The 15,402-nt window shown below is 71.0% G+C and carries 25 protein-coding genes and 1 pseudogene; 20 read left to right on the forward strand and 6 right to left on the reverse strand.

Annotated elements, in window-relative coordinates; all coding sequences use genetic code 11:
• Positions 1-30: 30 nt before the first annotated feature.
• The 4 genes from EIY87_RS09055 to EIY87_RS09070 are packed head-to-tail and all read right to left on the reverse strand — an operon-like array spanning position 31 to position 2,519.
• A complete protein-coding gene (locus tag EIY87_RS09055; protein ID WP_125307207.1) occupies positions 31-483 on the reverse strand; it encodes a MarR family winged helix-turn-helix transcriptional regulator in 453 nt (150 codons plus the stop codon).
• A 9-nt stretch (positions 484-492) separates the two neighbouring features.
• A complete protein-coding gene (locus EIY87_RS09060) occupies positions 493-1,386 on the reverse strand; it encodes an LLM class flavin-dependent oxidoreductase (protein WP_125307208.1) in 894 nt (297 codons plus the stop codon).
• A 58-nt stretch (positions 1,387-1,444) separates the two neighbouring features.
• Positions 1,445-1,837: a thiamine pyrophosphate-dependent enzyme gene (locus EIY87_RS09065; RefSeq protein ID WP_225439786.1), complete on the reverse strand. Its 393-nt coding sequence runs from the start codon at positions 1,835-1,837 to the stop codon at positions 1,445-1,447.
• A gap of 1 nt (position 1,838) precedes the next feature.
• Entirely contained in the window at positions 1,839-2,519 is a 681-nt protein-coding gene (locus EIY87_RS09070; RefSeq protein WP_225439788.1) for a nucleotidyltransferase domain-containing protein, read from the reverse strand.
• Between the two features lie 117 nt (positions 2,520-2,636).
• Here EIY87_RS09070 and EIY87_RS09075 point away from each other — a divergent pair, with 117 nt between their 5' ends.
• From EIY87_RS09075 to EIY87_RS09095, 5 genes and pseudogenes are all read left to right on the forward strand, one after another.
• Positions 2,637-3,263, forward strand: coding sequence for a PadR family transcriptional regulator (locus EIY87_RS09075; RefSeq protein ID WP_125307209.1), 627 nt, complete (start codon positions 2,637-2,639; stop codon positions 3,261-3,263).
• Complete coding sequence (locus EIY87_RS09080; RefSeq protein ID WP_125307210.1) at positions 3,244-4,857, forward strand: DHA2 family efflux MFS transporter permease subunit; 1,614 nt, start codon at positions 3,244-3,246, stop codon at positions 4,855-4,857. The genes EIY87_RS09075 and EIY87_RS09080 overlap by 20 nt, the downstream gene beginning before the upstream one ends.
• A 274-nt stretch (positions 4,858-5,131) precedes the next feature.
• A complete protein-coding gene (locus EIY87_RS09085; protein WP_125307211.1) occupies positions 5,132-5,761 on the forward strand; it encodes a Maf family protein in 630 nt (209 codons plus the stop codon).
• Positions 5,762-5,861: 100 nt separating this feature from the next.
• Positions 5,862-6,470 (forward strand): annotated as a pseudogene (locus EIY87_RS09090) (dicarboxylate/amino acid:cation symporter); the annotation flags it as partial.
• Between the two features lie 92 nt (positions 6,471-6,562).
• Complete coding sequence (locus EIY87_RS09095; protein WP_125307212.1) at positions 6,563-7,450, forward strand: tyrosine-type recombinase/integrase; 888 nt, start codon at positions 6,563-6,565, stop codon at positions 7,448-7,450.
• Between the two features lie 101 nt (positions 7,451-7,551).
• Here the strand turns inward: EIY87_RS09095 and EIY87_RS09100 are convergent, their stop codons facing one another.
• Both EIY87_RS09100 and EIY87_RS09105 read right to left on the reverse strand, forming a co-directional pair.
• Positions 7,552-8,196, reverse strand: a complete 645-nt coding sequence (locus tag EIY87_RS09100) for a hypothetical protein (RefSeq protein ID WP_125307213.1) — start codon at positions 8,194-8,196, stop codon at positions 7,552-7,554.
• Positions 8,197-8,319: 123 nt separating this feature from the next.
• Positions 8,320-8,712 (reverse strand): hypothetical protein, encoded by a 393-nt coding sequence (locus EIY87_RS09105; RefSeq protein WP_125307214.1) that lies wholly within the window; start codon positions 8,710-8,712, stop codon positions 8,320-8,322.
• Positions 8,713-8,909: 197 nt separating this feature from the next.
• Here EIY87_RS09105 and EIY87_RS09110 point away from each other — a divergent pair, with 197 nt between their 5' ends.
• The 15 genes from EIY87_RS09110 (at position 8,910) to EIY87_RS09175 (ending at position 15,262) form a co-directional block, all read left to right on the forward strand.
• Positions 8,910-9,128, forward strand: a complete 219-nt coding sequence (locus EIY87_RS09110; RefSeq protein ID WP_125307215.1) for a helix-turn-helix transcriptional regulator — start codon at positions 8,910-8,912, stop codon at positions 9,126-9,128.
• Between the two features lie 122 nt (positions 9,129-9,250).
• Positions 9,251-9,505 (forward strand): hypothetical protein, encoded by a 255-nt coding sequence (locus EIY87_RS09115; protein ID WP_225439789.1) that lies wholly within the window; start codon positions 9,251-9,253, stop codon positions 9,503-9,505.
• A gap of 123 nt (positions 9,506-9,628) precedes the next feature.
• Positions 9,629-10,381 (forward strand): hypothetical protein, encoded by a 753-nt coding sequence (locus tag EIY87_RS09120; protein ID WP_125307216.1) that lies wholly within the window; start codon positions 9,629-9,631, stop codon positions 10,379-10,381.
• The gene (locus EIY87_RS09125; protein WP_125307217.1) at positions 10,381-10,824 is read left to right on the forward strand and encodes a hypothetical protein; all 444 of its coding nucleotides are present in this window, start codon (positions 10,381-10,383) and stop codon (positions 10,822-10,824) included. Before EIY87_RS09120 ends, EIY87_RS09125 begins: the two co-directional genes overlap by 1 nt.
• The gene (locus EIY87_RS09130) at positions 10,824-11,108 is read left to right on the forward strand and encodes a hypothetical protein (RefSeq protein WP_125307218.1); all 285 of its coding nucleotides are present in this window, start codon (positions 10,824-10,826) and stop codon (positions 11,106-11,108) included. Before EIY87_RS09125 ends, EIY87_RS09130 begins: the two co-directional genes overlap by 1 nt.
• Positions 11,105-11,377, forward strand: a complete 273-nt coding sequence (locus EIY87_RS09135; protein WP_125307219.1) for a hypothetical protein — start codon at positions 11,105-11,107, stop codon at positions 11,375-11,377. Before EIY87_RS09130 ends, EIY87_RS09135 begins: the two co-directional genes overlap by 4 nt.
• Positions 11,374-11,946, forward strand: a complete 573-nt coding sequence (locus EIY87_RS09140; RefSeq protein WP_125307220.1) for a hypothetical protein — start codon at positions 11,374-11,376, stop codon at positions 11,944-11,946. Before EIY87_RS09135 ends, EIY87_RS09140 begins: the two co-directional genes overlap by 4 nt.
• Complete coding sequence (locus EIY87_RS09145) at positions 11,943-12,608, forward strand: hypothetical protein (RefSeq protein WP_125307221.1); 666 nt, start codon at positions 11,943-11,945, stop codon at positions 12,606-12,608. Before EIY87_RS09140 ends, EIY87_RS09145 begins: the two co-directional genes overlap by 4 nt.
• The gene (locus EIY87_RS09150; RefSeq protein ID WP_125307222.1) at positions 12,605-12,958 is read left to right on the forward strand and encodes an HNH endonuclease; all 354 of its coding nucleotides are present in this window, start codon (positions 12,605-12,607) and stop codon (positions 12,956-12,958) included. Before EIY87_RS09145 ends, EIY87_RS09150 begins: the two co-directional genes overlap by 4 nt.
• Positions 12,955-13,344 carry a hypothetical protein gene (locus tag EIY87_RS09155; RefSeq protein ID WP_125307223.1) on the forward strand — a complete coding sequence of 130 codons (390 nt, stop codon included), beginning with the start codon at positions 12,955-12,957 and terminating at the stop codon, positions 13,342-13,344. Before EIY87_RS09150 ends, EIY87_RS09155 begins: the two co-directional genes overlap by 4 nt.
• Complete coding sequence (locus tag EIY87_RS09160; RefSeq protein ID WP_125307224.1) at positions 13,341-14,033, forward strand: hypothetical protein; 693 nt, start codon at positions 13,341-13,343, stop codon at positions 14,031-14,033. Before EIY87_RS09155 ends, EIY87_RS09160 begins: the two co-directional genes overlap by 4 nt.
• The gene (locus EIY87_RS09165; RefSeq protein ID WP_125307225.1) at positions 14,030-14,257 is read left to right on the forward strand and encodes a hypothetical protein; all 228 of its coding nucleotides are present in this window, start codon (positions 14,030-14,032) and stop codon (positions 14,255-14,257) included. The genes EIY87_RS09160 and EIY87_RS09165 overlap by 4 nt, the downstream gene beginning before the upstream one ends.
• On the forward strand, positions 14,254-14,631 hold the full coding sequence (locus tag EIY87_RS09170) for a response regulator transcription factor (protein ID WP_125307226.1): 378 nt from the start codon (positions 14,254-14,256) through the stop codon (positions 14,629-14,631). Before EIY87_RS09165 ends, EIY87_RS09170 begins: the two co-directional genes overlap by 4 nt.
• Positions 14,631-14,759 (forward strand): hypothetical protein, encoded by a 129-nt coding sequence (locus EIY87_RS48895; protein ID WP_263855607.1) that lies wholly within the window; start codon positions 14,631-14,633, stop codon positions 14,757-14,759. Before EIY87_RS09170 ends, EIY87_RS48895 begins: the two co-directional genes overlap by 1 nt.
• A complete protein-coding gene (locus EIY87_RS09175) occupies positions 14,756-15,262 on the forward strand; it encodes a DUF6011 domain-containing protein (RefSeq protein ID WP_125307227.1) in 507 nt (168 codons plus the stop codon). Before EIY87_RS48895 ends, EIY87_RS09175 begins: the two co-directional genes overlap by 4 nt.
• The last annotated feature ends 140 nt before the right edge of the window (positions 15,263-15,402 follow it).

The following is a 15,402-nucleotide window of genomic DNA, read 5'->3' on the forward strand; positions in this document are numbered from 1 at the left end:
CACCCGGCGACGGCCCGACGAAAGTCGGGTTCAGATGACGTCGAGGAAAACAGTCGGCACCTCGTTGTCGCGCACCACCCGGCCCAGCAGCGCCGCGAGCCGGTCGCGGTCCGATGTGGGCAGTCCGGCCGCCAGCTCGTCCACGCGCCGGCACGTCGCCGCGTAGAACTCCTCCGCCAGGTCACGCCCTTCGGCCGTCAGCACGACGTGCACCGCGCGGCGGTCGTCCGGGTCGGGCTCGCGGCGGACGAGCTCGCGCCGGACCGCGCGGTCGACCAGCCCCGTCAGGCTGGACTTCTCGAGGCCGAGCGTCGCGCCGAGCTCGCCCATGCCGTACGGCTGCGCCATCAGCACGCACAGCAGCTGCCCCTGCTGCACGGTCAGCCCGTACTCGCGGGCCGACTCGGCGTAGACGGCGTTCACCAGGAACGACGCCCGCACGAGCCCGGCCACCACACCGAGGTCCTCCCCGTGTTTCCCCATCGCGCCAGCCTACTTCGCGACGGCTTCCCGCACGGCGGGCACGATCTCCCCCGCCCACCGCGCGGCGGACTCCGCGTCGGGCGTGCTGCCACCGGGCCCGAACAGGACGAACCCGGCGGCGCCGTGCTCCAGCACCGCACCGGTCAGCTCCTCGACCCACTGCTCCGGCGAGCCGCCGATCCAGCGCCCGTCGTCAGCGCGGGTCTTCGCCAACGGAGTCGTGGTGATGCGGCCGGGAAAGTTGTAGACGGTGACGACGTCGGCGGGATCGCGCCCGGCGTCGACGGCGGCTTCGTCGATCACCGGCCGCGAGGTGCGAAAGCGCTCGCTGAGCCAGTCGGCGGCGTGCCCGGGCATCCACCCGTCGGCCACCCGCCCGGTGACGGCGAGCGACTTCGGCCCGACGGACCCGGTCCACACCGGCGGCATGGCTTCGTCCGCCGGCACCAGATCGGTGACCTGGTGGAACTCGCCGTCGAAGGTGACGGGGCCGCCGCCCCCGCCGAGCATCTTGACCAGCCGGATGCCCTCTTCGAAGGCGCGGACGGCCTGACCGGGGCTCAGCTTGGTGAACCCGAGCCGCGCGATGTCGTCCCAGAGCCCGCCGACGCCCATGCCCAGCACGATCCGCCCGCCGGTGAGCGCGGAGAGGCTGGTGATGGTGCGGGCGAGCATGGACGCGGGGCGCGTCGGCAGGTTGGTGACGCTGACCAGGCCGGAGATCCGTTCGGTGCGCCCGAGCAGGACGCCGATCTCGGCGTACGCGTCGAGCCGGTCGGCGTGGTAGGGGTGATCGGAGACGGTGAGCAGGTCGAGGCCCGCGCGATCGACCTGGACGGCGAGGTCGAGGGTGGCCGGGACGGCGGCGACCGCGGTCGAGACGCCGATGCCGAAGTACGTCATGATTCCTCCCAGTGGTAGTTCGTGCTACGAACTTACTATAGATAGTTCTTAGCACGAACTAGTGGCGCCGCGCTCGCATCACCAACGCTTCGGCAGTCCGACCGGCCCGCTTGAAGTCTTCGGACGTGGCGGAGGTGTGGCTGTAGCCCGCCTTGGTCTTCAACGACAGGAGCGCGCGCAGGGCCCGGCTCGCATCCTTGTCCACCTTGGCGAGCAGCTCGACCGCGTCAACGTGGTTCTCACCCTGCGCGTGCTCACCCAGCCCCGCGCAGCAGAGCGCGTCGGCGGCGGCGATCCCGGCGTGCACGCAGAGAGTCACGTACGCGTCCCCGATCTCACTGGGGTCCTGCTCGTCGGCGAGGTCGCGCACCATTCCGGCCACTTCCCAGAATTGTTCCGCCTTCGCCAAGCGGCCGCGCAGGACGTCGGGACCGCATCTCTTCGTTCGCACTTCAGCTCTTTCTCTTCCGGATCTGCCCGGCCAGCCAGGCGTGGCGACCGGCCACAGTGAGGCCGTCGCGCACCACGTCGCTCAGTACCGGCTCGTCGCGGCCGCGAGCCACGACCTCGGCCACGGTGAATTCGAGAATCCGGGCGTCATTGCCCGTCCACCGGGAAACATCGGCAGCCAAGCCGTCAACCTGAAGACCCCAGCGATCTTCGTCGGCGTCATCCGGCCGAACGAGGAGGAGGTCGATATCGCTCTCGGCAGTCATGGAACCGCGTGCGGCCGAGCCGAACACCGCCGCGTACCGCGGCCGCGGTTTCCAGGCCGCCAAAGCGGCCTCGATCCGTTCGAGCAGCTTCCCCCGCAGTCCCGCCAGTCCGGTGATGTACTCCGCGGCGAGGTGGTCCCGGTTGAACCGGTAGGCGAAAGCGTTGCCCACCCGGTCGGCGTGCACCACACCCTGGCGCACCAGCCGCCGCAGGGCTTTCCGGATCCCCTCTTCCGAGTGCCTGCCCAGCACGCGGTGCAGCTGACCGGTCGTATAGGTCCCCTCGAAGCCGGCCAGGACGGCGAGCACGTCGCCGTCCAGAGTCGGAGTCACCGTGGCCAGCGGCCGATTCAGCTCCATCGCACCAACCTGTACTTTAGTACATATATACCAACTATAGTACAGGTTGTTCCCCATGACGACACCATGAGGGCCTTCACCCCGTGCACGGACGGTCACAGGAATGGCCGTGGACCGGTCACTAACCCACGCCGTATAGTCCACGTGGAATAACCGACCTGGAGGGATCGCCCCATGGCCTCGGCCAAGCTGACGCCGCTCGGCATCGCCGTGCTCGAGCTGCTGCACGAGAAGCCGATGCACCCGTACGAGATGGCTCAGCTCATGCGGGAGCGGTACGTCGACACGCGGGTCAACGTGAAGGCGGGCTCGCTCTACCACACCGTGGAACGCCTGCAGCGCAACGGCTTCATCGAGGTCGTCGACACGCAGCGTGACGGCAGGCGGCCCGAACGGACCGTCTACGGCATGACGCAGGCGGGCCTCGACGAGTTCAACCAGCGCGGCCGCGAACTCCTGGGGGACCTCACGAAGGAGTACCCGGCCTACCTCTCCGGGCTCGCCGTCATCGACGAGCTGGGCCGGGAAGCCTCGCTGCTCGAGCTCGACCACCGCGTCACGCGGCTGCGGGCCGGCGTCGCCGCCGACCAGGCCGTGCTCGACCACCTCGCCGCGGACGGGACGCCGGAGATCTACTGGCTCGACTGGCGCTACCACTGCGACCACCGGAAGTTCGAGCTCGAGTGGACCGAGCGGCTCATCGACGACCTCAGGTCCGGGCGGATCCCGTTCCAGGACTGCGAACAACCCCAGCTCACGCTCATCACCAGGGAAGACGACGATGAACGCCAGACAAGCTAACCCGTGGGCCGCGCTCGGCGCGCTGTGCCTCGGCTTCTTCATGATCCTGCTCGACACGACGATCGTGTCGATCGCGATCCCGACCATGCTGAACAAGCTCAACGCCGGGCTGAACTCGATCGTCTGGGTGATCAGCGTCTACCTGCTCACCTACGCGGTGCCGATGCTGTTCACCAGCCGGCTCGGCGACCGCTTCGGCCCCAAGCGGGTGTTCCTCGCCGGGCTGGCCGTGTTCACCGGCGCGTCGCTGTGGTGCGGTCTCTCCGGCAACGCCGAGATGCTGATCGCCGCGCGGGCCGTGCAGGGGCTCGGGGCCGCGCTGATGACGCCGCAGACGCTGGCGTTCATCACGCACCTGTTCCCGCCCGCCAAGCGCGGCCCGGCGATGGGCATGTGGGGCGGCGTCGCCGGCCTGGCGACGATCGCGGGCCCGCTGCTCGGCGGTGTGCTGGTCGACCACCTCGGCTGGGAGTGGATCTTCTTCGTCAACGTGCCGATCGGCGTGGTCGCCATCGTGCTCACGCTCCTGCTGGTCCCGGACTGGCAGCCGAAGCACTCGCACTCGTTCGACCTGCTGGGGATCTTCCTGTCCAGCGCGGCGCTGCTCTGCATCGTGTTCGGCATCCAGAACGGCCAGCAGTACGACTGGGGCACGGTCTTCGGCGGCGTCACCGTCTTCGAGATCATCGGCGCCGGCGTGGTGCTGCTGGCCGCGTTCCTGGTGTGGCAGCGGTTCAACAAGCGCGAGCCGCTGCTGCCGCTGCAGGTGTTCTCGAACCGGAACTTCTCCGCGGGGACGCTCACCGCGACCACGGTCGGCTTCGCGATGACCGGCATGTTCCTGCCGCTGGTCATCTACATCCAGTCGGTGCTCGGGCTGACCCCGACCATGGGCGGCCTGCTGACGGCGCCGATGTCGCTGCTGTCCGGGATCGTGGCGCCGTTCGTCGGGCGCGCGTCGGACAAGGTCAACGGCAAGTACCTGGTGGTGTTCGGCCTCGCCGCGCTCGCGGCCGGGCTGGGGATCATCGCGCTGCAGGCGACGCCGACGAGCAGCCCGTGGGCGTTCATCCCCGCGCTGCTGGTGTGCGGGCTCGGCATCGGCTGCATCTTCTCGCCGATGAGCAACATGACGATGGGGTCGGTCGAGCCGCGGCTGGCCGGGACGGCGTCCGGCATCTTCAACACCGCCCGCCAGGTCGGCGGCGTGCTGGGCAGCGCGGCGATCGGCGTGCTGCTGCAGGCGCGGATCAGCGCGTCCATCGCCGACGAAGCGACGAAGGCGGCTTCGCAGCTGCCGGAGCAGTACCGGGCGCCGTTCGCGGAAGGCATCGCGCACGCCGCGGCGAGCACCGGTGAGTTCGGCTCGGCCGGCGGGCCGTCGCCGATGCCGGGGCTGCCGGCGGAAATCGCCGCGCAGGCCGGGAAGCTGGCTTCGGACGCGGTCCACAGTGGACTCACCGACGCCGCCCGCGTGACGATGCTGCTGCCGATGGGCGTGCTGCTGCTGGGAATCCTGTCGGCGGCGCTGATGCGGCGGGTCAAGCCGCGCTGGGAAACCCCGGCGCCGGCCCCCGAAGCCGCCGCGGCCTGAAAACCCGGTCGAGCCCCCGGTGTCGGGTGCCGGGGGCTCGACCGGACCGCGGGAGCGGTGGCCGGAGAAGTCGTCAGCGCGGGGGCTGCGGCCGCCGCGGCGCCCGCCGTTTCACCCACCACGGCGGTCGCGGCGGTGTCGACTCCGTCACGCGCACGGTCATGGGCACCTCCCGCACCGGATCCATATGTTGCGAGTGACAACAAAATAACCCGCCCCGAAAGTGGCGCCGGTCACAATTCGGTCACGACGAGCCGCCGGGTACGTTCCGGGGGTGCAGTTCGTCCTCGCCTCCCAGTCCCCCGCCCGCCTCGCCCTCCTGCGTTCCGCGGGCCTCGACCCGGCCGTGTTCGTCTCCGGCGTCGACGAGGACGCCGTCGCCGCCGCGCTGACCGATCCCTCGCCGTCCGAGCTCGTCGCCGCCCTCGCCGCGGCCAAGGCCGAAGCCGTCGTCGACAAGGTCGCCGCGGTGCACCCGGACGCCGTCATCGTCGCCTGCGACTCGATGCTGAACATCGGCGGCCGGATGGTCGGCAAACCGGCCGATCCGGACACCGCGCGGCAGCGGTGGGCCGCGATGGCCGGGACATCCGGTGAACTCCTCACCGGGCACGCGGTCGTCCGGCTCGACGGCGGCACGCGCGCGAAGGAGTCCTCGGGCTGGGAGTCGACGACCGTCCGGTTCGGCACGCCCAGCGAGCACGAGATCGACGCCTACGTCGCCAGCGGCGAGCCGCTGCACGTGGCAGGCGGCTTCACGATCGACGGCCGGGGCGGCTGGTTCGTCGAAGGGCTCACCGGTGGGCACACGAGCGTGATCGGGATCAGCCTGCCGCTGACGCGCCGGCTGCTGGCCGAGGTCGGGGTGGGTGTCGTGGATCTCTGGGAGCGTCCCGCATCCTGAGAAAGGCGCCACACGAACGGGTGATCCGGAAGAGTGCTCCCTTGCCTAACGTTCTGTTCACGAGGCAAGACGAGAAATTTTCGAGCACCGGAGTCGCCCCGTGTCTTTCGTACGGACATACACCAAACCGCGGGTGTTCGCGGCCGCGGTTCTCGGCTCGCTCGTCGTCGGCGCCCTGCTGGGCGTCGTCGCACGGCAGACCGAGGCCGGCTGGCTGACCGATCTCCTCGACCAGATCGGCACCATCTTCACGACGCTGCTGCAGATCGCGGTGATCCCGCTGGTCTTCACGGCCATCGTGGTCGGCATCAACAGCCTCCGCGGGCTCGGCGGCGGCCGCACCGCCGCGCGCCTGGGCGGCAAGACGGTGCTGTGGTTCGCGATCACGTCGTTCATCGCGTCCCTGATCGGCATCGCGGCCGGCCGGATCTTCAACCCCGGCGCGGGCGGGCTCGGCGGCGTCGAAGCGACCGCCAAGAACGCCGACAAGGCCGCGGCCAGCGTCGACCACTGGGGCTCGTGGAGCGCCTTCGTGAACGGCCTGCTGCCCGAGAACTTCGTGAAAGCGTTTGCCGACGGCGAGACGCTGCAGGTGCTCTTCCTCGCGCTGGTGATCGGCGCGGCCGCGTACAGCCTGGGCGACAAGGCCAAGCCGTTCGTGGACTTCACGACCAGCGTCTTCGAGATCATCCAGCGGTATCTCTACTGGGGTCGCCCGGCGAAAGAGCCTCTGACCTCGGGTTTTATGGGGTAACCGACACTCATCTTGCCTCGAACGCCGCTCCCAGTCAAGATATCGGAATGCCAGCCGTAGACCTCTGGGCCCTGCTTGAGTCGTGGCGCGTGCACCTGCGCGCCGAGCGCAAGTCCCGCCAGACGATCAAGAGCTACACCACCGGCGTGACCCAGTACCTGGAGTACTGCGAGCGCGAGGAGCTGCCCGTGGCCATCGCTCGCGACGCCGTGGTGGCGTTCACCGCGGACCTCCTCGACCAGCGCGAGGCCACCACGGCCGTGGCGCGCCAGCTGGCGGTACGCCAGTTCTCCCGCTGGCTCGTCGAGGAGAAGGAGCTGCCCGAGGACGTCCTGCTCGGACTCAAGGCGCCATCGTTCGACGAGAAGCTCACCCCCCGGCTGACCGACGAGCAGTGCACGGCCCTGATCAAGGCGTGCAAGGGCTCCGACTTCCGCGATCGCCGCGACGAGGCGATCGTCCGGTTCATGCTGGAGGCGATCGTCCGGGCCGGCGAGGTGATCGGCCAGACGACCGACGACTTCGACCTCGGTCGCGGCGTGGCGCGCGTGGTCGGCAAGGGCCGGCGTGAGCGCCTGGTGCCGTTCAGCCCGCAGACCGCCCGGGCGATCGACCGCTACCAGCGGATGCGGCGCACCCACCGGCTCGCGGAGACACCGCGGATGTGGCTCGGTGAGCGGGGCACCGGATTCGGCTACCAGGGGCTGTACAGCACGCTGAAGTGGCGGGCCGAGCTGGCCGGGATCGCGGATTTCCACCCGCACCTGACCCGGCATACAGCCGCGCAGCGCTGGCGCGCGGCCGGCGGCTCGGAGGAAGGGCTGATGGCGGTCGGCGGCTGGAAGGACCGCGCCACGATGGCGCGCTACACCAGGGCAACTACCGCGCAACGCGCTCTCGATGAGGCACGCGGGCTGAACCTGGGCGACCTGTAGCCCCGCGGAATCAGGAACTCCCCCAGAGAACTCTAAAAGTGCGGGGGGGGGGGCGTCTGAAGCCTCTTTTCCCCGCCCGCCCCGTTACGGGTCGGACAGCTTCATGCTGCCGCTTGGAAGATGCACGCGTGCAGAACGTCGAGGACGTCGACGTTGATCGCACAGTCGTCCGGTGACGTCGGGTCGGTGCTCGGCGGCGCCGAGCTGGTGGTCGTTGTCGAGGAGTTCGCAGAGGGCGTCGGACCGGTCGGCAGGTTGGTCGGCGGAGTGCTGGCGGTGCTGCTGCTTCGCGAGTTTGTCGAGCGCGGGACGGCCGAGGCACCGCCGGGTGGCGTGGTCACGGTGGTCTGTGTCGACGTGGTCTGTCTGGTGATCGTTGCCGTCGTTGGTTCCGTCGGCGGTGGCGCGGACCGTGGCGGTGTCGGGGCCGGGCGGAGCACGAGGAGCGCGGCAACGGCCGCGCCGGCCGCGGCGAGTGCGACGCCGGCGGAGGTGGCTGGATGGTCGCGGAGCCAGCGGCCGAGCCAGGCGATGCCGCTGCCGAGGGCGACGAACACGGCGACGAGGCGGAGGTGCCGGCGGCGCCCGTCGTCATCGTCGTCGGGCGGCGGCTGGGTCGCGAGGGTCTGCGCGCGGACGTAGCTGAGCATCGAACGCCGGAAGCGCCGCATGTACCAGACGGCGTACGCGGAGGTGCCGATGGCGGCCACGCTCAGCCCGCTGACCAGGAGTATTACGAATAACATACTTGCACGTTGCACGCTAAAGAATCGGCGCGCGACCTGTTCGTGGAAGTTCGCGATTCACGTCAACTCTAACGGCCTAATTCGCGCAAATTGTCCACCACTCGTTCGGCCGAATGGCGGTGTCTACTCACCGAACCGGCGGTGTTCGCGCACCTGGTGCGCCCGGTGGAGATCGATGAACGCCCACCGCTCTTCGTCCGAGAGGTCAGGAAGGGCCCAGAGCTGACGCTCCGTGTCGTCGCGAAGGTCGGGGCCGGCGATATGAGTGACTCCGGCCAGCAGTGTCGGCTCGCCGCCCGCGAGTACAGCCTCAGCACTACCTGGCGCCCAGCCGACACCGCGCTCAATCGCGGCCAGTTTGGCTGGCCGGATCGCCATGTGGTCCAGCTCCAGACGCTGAAGGGTCTTGTCGGAGACGACAATGTGCTTCGCGAACGTGCGCCGCACCGGGAAACCTGCGGCCGTACGCGCGTCGATGACGTACGACGCGAGTCTCTTCCAATCTCTTCCGGCCACTCGCAAAGGATGCCCGGGCGGTCTCGAACTGTCCACCCGACAGGGCGGGCGGCGCCTCGACTGTCTCTTCAGATGCCTCATTGTGGCCTCCCCTCCAACTCTCTTCTTACCTCTTCTGACCTCTTCTGACAAGAGAAGCCACCAGTTCCGTCCACTCTTCTGTTGTCAACTGACCTCTTCTGTCCTATTCTGACCTCATGACCACCCGGAAGACGGAGCCCATTGGCCGGGCAATCCAGGAGGCGCGCGAGCGAAAGCGCATGTCGCGGACCGCCTTTGCGAAGGCCGTCGGACGCTCCTACCAGCACGTTTACAACGTCGAGACGGGCCGCAAGGGCACCAAGGCCGAGAGCTTGCACCTCTGGGCGGAAGTCCTCGGGGTGCCCTTCGAAGAGATCGCCGGAGCGAGCGCGTGAACTCTGCCACCCCGCGGCCGAACCCGGCCCCGCAGACGCCGACCCGCGAGCCGAACCCGACGTCGCACCCTCGCCCCGAGCGCCCTGTCCCGCCTCCGCGGCCGACCAAGTCGAGCCCGCGTGTGCGGAGTCCAGAGCAGCGGTCTCTGGCCGCTCGTGTCGCGGTCCACGCCAGCTGGGCCCAGACCACCGACCGGACGGCACGCACGGCGCCAGGCACGAAGGCATTCCTGGACCGCTTCGAGCGCCAGGTCGACCCGGACGGACAGCTCGACCCGGCCGAGCGCGCTCGGCGCGCGGCGCACGCGAGGAAGGCCTACTTCCTCGCCCTGGCCTTGAAGTCGGCCAAGGCCCGCGCGAAGCGCAAGGCCTCCTGATCTGCCGGCGGGCCGGACGTGCTCGCACCCCGCCCAGCCCGCCGGTGACCACTCCCCAGAAAAGAGCCTGCCCCGCGCCATGCCGGGCGCGGAGCAGGCAAGACCCGAGGAAGGACCCTCCTCTTGATCACCACGGATCTTACGGCCGACCAGCTGGAGCAGCTGGCCGCCCTGCTCGCCGACACCACGCCCGGCGCCGCCAGCTACCGCCCGCCGGTCGCCCGCGACATCGAGATCCTCCGCGGCCTGGAGACCGCCGGCCTGTCCCGCTGGACGCCGGACTGCGGATACGAGATCACCGCGGCGGGCCGCGACGTCGTCAAGGAGCACGCGTGGGACGCGGCCGACGGCGAGGCGTTCCTCCGCGAGGCCCCGTCCGCCCAGCTGCGCAAGACGATCCGCGACCTCAGGGCGTTCTTCCACGGCAGCACCGACCCGGTGCTGCGCGAGCGCGCCCTGGTCGACGTCGAAGCCATCCAGGACGAGCTCGACGCCCGCGCCGACAGCGAGAGCACCGGCCGCCACCGCGCGGTCCCGGCCGACGACCGGCCCACCGAGGCGATCGACCGCGTCGAGCTGCCGACCGAACCGATGCCGCTGAGCGGCACGCTGCCCGGCCTGCCGGTCGCCGAGGTGGTGTCGCCGGACTACGGCGAGAAGCTGCTGGCCGCCATCCAGGACACGCCGGGCCCGGACGACGTCGCCGAGTTCCTCGCCGAGCAGCACACCGCCGCCGAATGGGCCGAGCTGGAGGCCGACCTCGGCGACGACGACAGCCGCTGGGGCCCGCCCGTCGTGCCGGGCAGCGTGCTCGCCGTCAGCGTGGTCGCCGCCATCGTCGTCACCTGGTTCGCCGCCTGGCTGGTGATCGGCTGATGTCCGCCACCACCGTGCTCCTCACCCTCCCCGGCGACGTCGTCCGGAACGCCGTACGCGCGATGGTCCAGCTCGGCGCGGCCGCCGTCACCGTCCCGGCGCTGCTCGGCTCCGCCGGAACGCTCGGCGACTACCTCAAGACCTACGAGGCCGTCGCGCACGAGAACGAGCCGCACGCCTGCCCGTGGTGCCAGCACCGCGGCCACGTCGTCCGCTGGCGCGCCTACCCCGTGCTCGACCCCGGCCCCTGCCCGCCCGGCGACGTCCTCACCGACCTCGTCGAGGCGTGCTGGTGCTGCCTCTGGGGCACCGGCCCCGGCCCCCAGCGGCTCGCCGAGCCGCTCATGGACCGCCTGCAGCGCGAGGCCTTCGACGGCCGGGACGTCCACGTCGAGCACCTCGACCGCGACGGCCGCTGGACAAAATTCGAAACGAGGTTCTGATGTCCAAGATCGTCCAGGCGCTGAGCGCGCGGATCGGCTTCGCCGGGCTCGTCGCCTTCACCGTCGGCGCGGCGCTGCTCGGCGCCGTGGCCGGGTGCGACAAGGTCGCCGGCCAGCCGGAGCCCCGCCCGCCCTACACCGAGGACGCCGACAAGCCGGACTACCAGTGCGGCTACGACGGCAACGGCCGCTGCCCGTCCACACCGCCGCCGGTCCGCGCGTCGTGCGATGAGCCCGCCTCGTGGTGCCACCGCGGCGACGACGCCGAGGCCGTCCGGCGATGACCACCGCCAGGCCGAGGGACGCGCTCGACGACTACATCGCGCAGCTGCGCGAGGGATTCGACCGCGAGCGCGAAGCCATCCGCACGCACTCCATCGCGCTCGGCTACGCGATGGGCCGAATCAGCGAAGACGTCGCCCGCGGCGACTACTCGTCGTTCGACGACGCCAGGCCGTTCGCCGACTTCTACGAGCAGCACACCAACGGCCGCTGGGACGACCTCACCCGGCTCTACACCGAATTCCAGTCCAGAAAGGACGCCCCGAAGTGACCGACAATCTTTTGCAGCTCGCCGCCCTCGGCCTGCTCCGCGACCGCGCGAAGGCCGCCTACGACGCCCAGCGGGCCGTGGCCGAGAAGGACATGAAGCGCTCCGACCGCCTGAGCGTCTGGGACCCCGACGAGAAGATCTACCTCGGCGCGGTGTCGAAGAGCAACCCGGAGAAGACCGCCGGCGTCGGCGACGCCGAAGCGTTCTTCGACTGGGTCAAGGCCAACTACCCCGACGACGTCGACTGGGACATGGACATCGTCGGCCCGGACGACGAGGTGAAGGCCGTGCTCTACCAGCACGCCAAGCACCTCGTGAAGCTCAAGGAGATCGTCAAGCCCGCGTTCCGCGCGAAGGTCCTCGAGGCGTCGAACGCCGCGAAGGAACCGGCCGGGCCGGGCGGCGAGCTGGACATCCCCGGCATCATCATGTCCGCGGCCGCGTCGTCGAACGTGTCGTTCCGCCCGTCCCCGGACGCCGCCGCCACGCTGACCGAGCTGATCCGCAACGGCACCGTGAAGGTCCCGGACCTGCTCGACGTCCCGGACGCGCCGGACGGCGGCGAGTGAAGCCAGGCGTCAGCGACAAGCTGCGGGAGGAGTTCCCGGCCGAAGCGGTCGGGCTCCGCCCCGTCGTGGTCTGCCCGGCCTGCAAGGCAACCGACGTCGAGTGCGGCAAGCACCAGCCCGCCGTCCTCTGCACCACCTGCGGGGCCACCGCGCCGGAAGGGCACGAGCACCTCGAGTACATCGGCCACGCCTGGGTCCGCGAGCGCTTCACCCAGGCCGACCCGGACTGGAACTGGGAACCGGTCGCGACCGACGAGCACGGCCTCCCGAAGTTCGACAAGCACGGCGGTCTCTGGATCAAGCTCACGATCGGTGACCGGACCGTGCTCGGCTACGGCGACGCCCCCGGCGCCTTCGGCGGCAACGCCGTGAAAGAGGCGATCGGCGACGCGTTCCGCAACGCCGGCCAGAACTTCGGCGTGGCGCTGGAGATGTGGAAACGCCGCGGCACGACCACCACCGCGGCCACGCCGGCCATCGACGAGGACCCGCGGCGCGCGAAGCAGCTGCGCGACGAGGTGCTCAAGCACTGCCAGCGCAAGGGCCGCAACTTCGGCCAGGTCGTCGGCGCGTTCCGGAAGTGGTGCCACGGCGAGCACGAGTGGCGCGACGCGCCCGCCCGCGTCCTGTTGGCCTACAAGGAACACCTGGGGATCCCGTGAACGAGACGACGTGCCGCCGGGTCGTCCGCCAGCGCAGCAACGGCGGCTGCGAGGTCCGCGTCACCGGCGTGTGCCTCGGCCGGGCGACGAACTTCCAGCACCGCAAGAACCGCTCCCAGGGCGGCCGCTGGACGCCGCCTAACGGCCTCGACGTGTGCGGGACCGGCACCACCGGGTGCCACGGCTACATCCACGCCCACCCCGAAGAGGCCTACCGCCGCGGCTGGTCCGTCCCCTCGTGGGCCGACCCGCTCGAGGTGCCGTTCGAGCACCCGGACTACGGCCTGGTCCTGCTCGACGAGGCCGGTGACTACCACTTCCACCGCGAACCCGCCCAGGAGGCATCGTGACGACCACAGCGGACGACCTCGTCCCGACCACCTTCTTCATCCCCGGACTGCGGTTCCGCGGCCAGCTCGCCGACGGCGACTTCGCGATCATCGCCCACAACGCCCTCGGGGCCGTCGAGCTGAGCTGGCTCTCCTGCGGGAACCCCGCCCCGCGCTCCGGCCAGCTGATCATCCACTCCGGACAGTCCCGGACCGTGGCCGGCCTCGACGAGAGCTTCACGAAGGTCTGCAAGGTCCTCGGCGGCCGCTGCTACGCCACCACCAGCACCGCCCGCTACCGCGAGACCTTCCGCCCGCTGCTCGCCACCGGCGACATGCGCGCGGTCTGCCGCGAGCTGGCGGGCTGGCACGCCGAGGCCTTCGCCGGAACCCGGGTGACGGCATGACCGCCACGCTCGCCCCGGCCGCCGACCTGGAGGGCGTCGTCCGCCGCGCCGACGACCGCTGGGCGCGCCGCCACGGCGACGAGCCCGCCGCCCCGGAGTACCTGCGCCAGATCGTCGACGCCGTCCGGCCGCTGCTCGGCCAGCCCGTCGCCGCCCCGGCCGACGGCGACCAGGTGCAGCAACTGCGGGACGACAAGCAGCGCCTCGGCGACCTCGTCGCCGAGCTGCGCAAGGACGTCGAGGCCCGGGACCGCACCATCGACTCGCAGAAGGCCACCGTCGAGCAGGCGAAGGCGGAGCTTGCCAGCGCACGCCGAGCCGCCGCCGCGAAGCTCGCCGCGGCCGACGCCGACGTCGAGCGCCTCACCGCGCAGGTGACCGAGCTGGACACCCAGGTGCAGGCCCGCGGCGCGATCATCGAGCGCCGCGACGCCGACATCGCCCAGCTGCACGCCAACGTCGACGAGCTGCGCCGCAAGCTCGACGCCGCCGAGCAGGCCACACCGCCGCACCAGCACCGGTACCTGGTCGACGCCCCCGGCACCGAGCCGCAGGCCTGCGAGTGCGGGCACCCGTACCCGCGCGCCGTCGTCCCGACGGAGCCGGTGAAGCCGTCGCCGCCGGAACCCTGGGCGAAGCTGTTCGGCCAGATCCGCGCCGAGGCCAAGACGGCGGGGTGGAAGGCATGACCGAGCTGAAAGCGCTCCACGCGCACGGCCTCACCCACCACCAGACCGGCCCGCTCCGCGACGCCGGGCACGACACCGTCGAGCGCGTCGCCTACCTCGTCGACGCCCACCGCGCCGCTCCGGCGGTGCAGTCGGCGCTCTCCCGCGTCACCGGCCTCGGCCCGCGCCGGGTCGAGATGGTCTGCGATGCCGTCGACAGCTGGCGCGCCGGAGCCGGGTCATGACCGCGGCCGCGCGGCGGCCCGCCGCGCGCTACCAGGCCGTGCTCCTGATCCGCCCCGAAGCGTGGCAGACGGTCGTCCGCTGGCTGCCTCGGTCCGGTCTGGCGAGCACGTCGCTGGCCAGCCCCGACACCGTGCCCCGGTTCGAACTCACCCCGGCCGCCGGCCGAAAACGCGACCTCTCCGACCGGGAAGTCGACGTCCTCGAGCTGATCGCGGAAGGCCTGCAAAACCCGGACATCGCCGGCCACCTGAAGGTCTCGGTCGACACGGTGAAGACGCACACCAAGAGCATCTACCGGAAGTTCGGCGTGCACAGCCGCGCGCACGCCGTCCACATCGGATACCAGCGCGGAATCCTCGGCGGTGCCTCGTGATGCGCGCGCTCCGGACGGTCGCCTACTGGATCCGCTACGCCCTCCGCCCGTCGTCGGTCCACTGGACCATGCGCGACAACGACGACTGGGAGTACGCGTGCGGCTGGGAAACGGAAGAGGACGCGTGACCACCCGCTGCCAGCGCCCCCGCTGCGGGCGCAAGCTGACGTCCCCGCAGAGCCAACGCCTCGGCTACGGCCCGGTCTGCTACCGCAAGACCTTCGGCCGCCCGGCCCCGGTCCGCGGCGGCGACCCGGTCGGCCCGGCCGCGCTGTTCGAGCTGCCCGGCGCGCCGATCCCGCCGCCGCGGAAGCTGAGCCCCGACCGGCGACGCACGAAGCGGCAGGCCGAGGCGATCAGCCTCGGCTACCACCCGCTCGGCGTCGCGCTGCGCGTGCCGATCCCGCTGCACCCGGCCGCCGCGCCGGTCGACCGCAAGGCGGCCGGGCTGCGGTGCGGCAGCTGCCTGCACCGCGTCGCCCCGCACCGCGACACCGCCCGGGTCTACCCGAAGTGCAACTTCGGCGGGGACTGGCGAAGAGCCACCGGCGGCGCCGGCACCGACGTCCGCGCCTGGTGGCCCGCCTGCCACGACTACCGCCCCGCCCCGGCACACCGCCTTCAAGCCTGACCCGCACACCCCACAGCCGCCGTCGGCCGGGCTGGACTTCCCCGCCAGCCCGCCCGACGGCCCCAACCACACGGAGGTGAGCCCGGTGAACCAGCACCGCGAACAACCTGCCCTGACCCACCTCCTCAAGCCCGCCGAGC

The sequence above is a fragment of the Amycolatopsis eburnea genome (assembly GCF_003937945.1).
Classification (GTDB): Bacteria; Actinomycetota; Actinomycetes; order Mycobacteriales; family Pseudonocardiaceae; genus Amycolatopsis; species Amycolatopsis eburnea.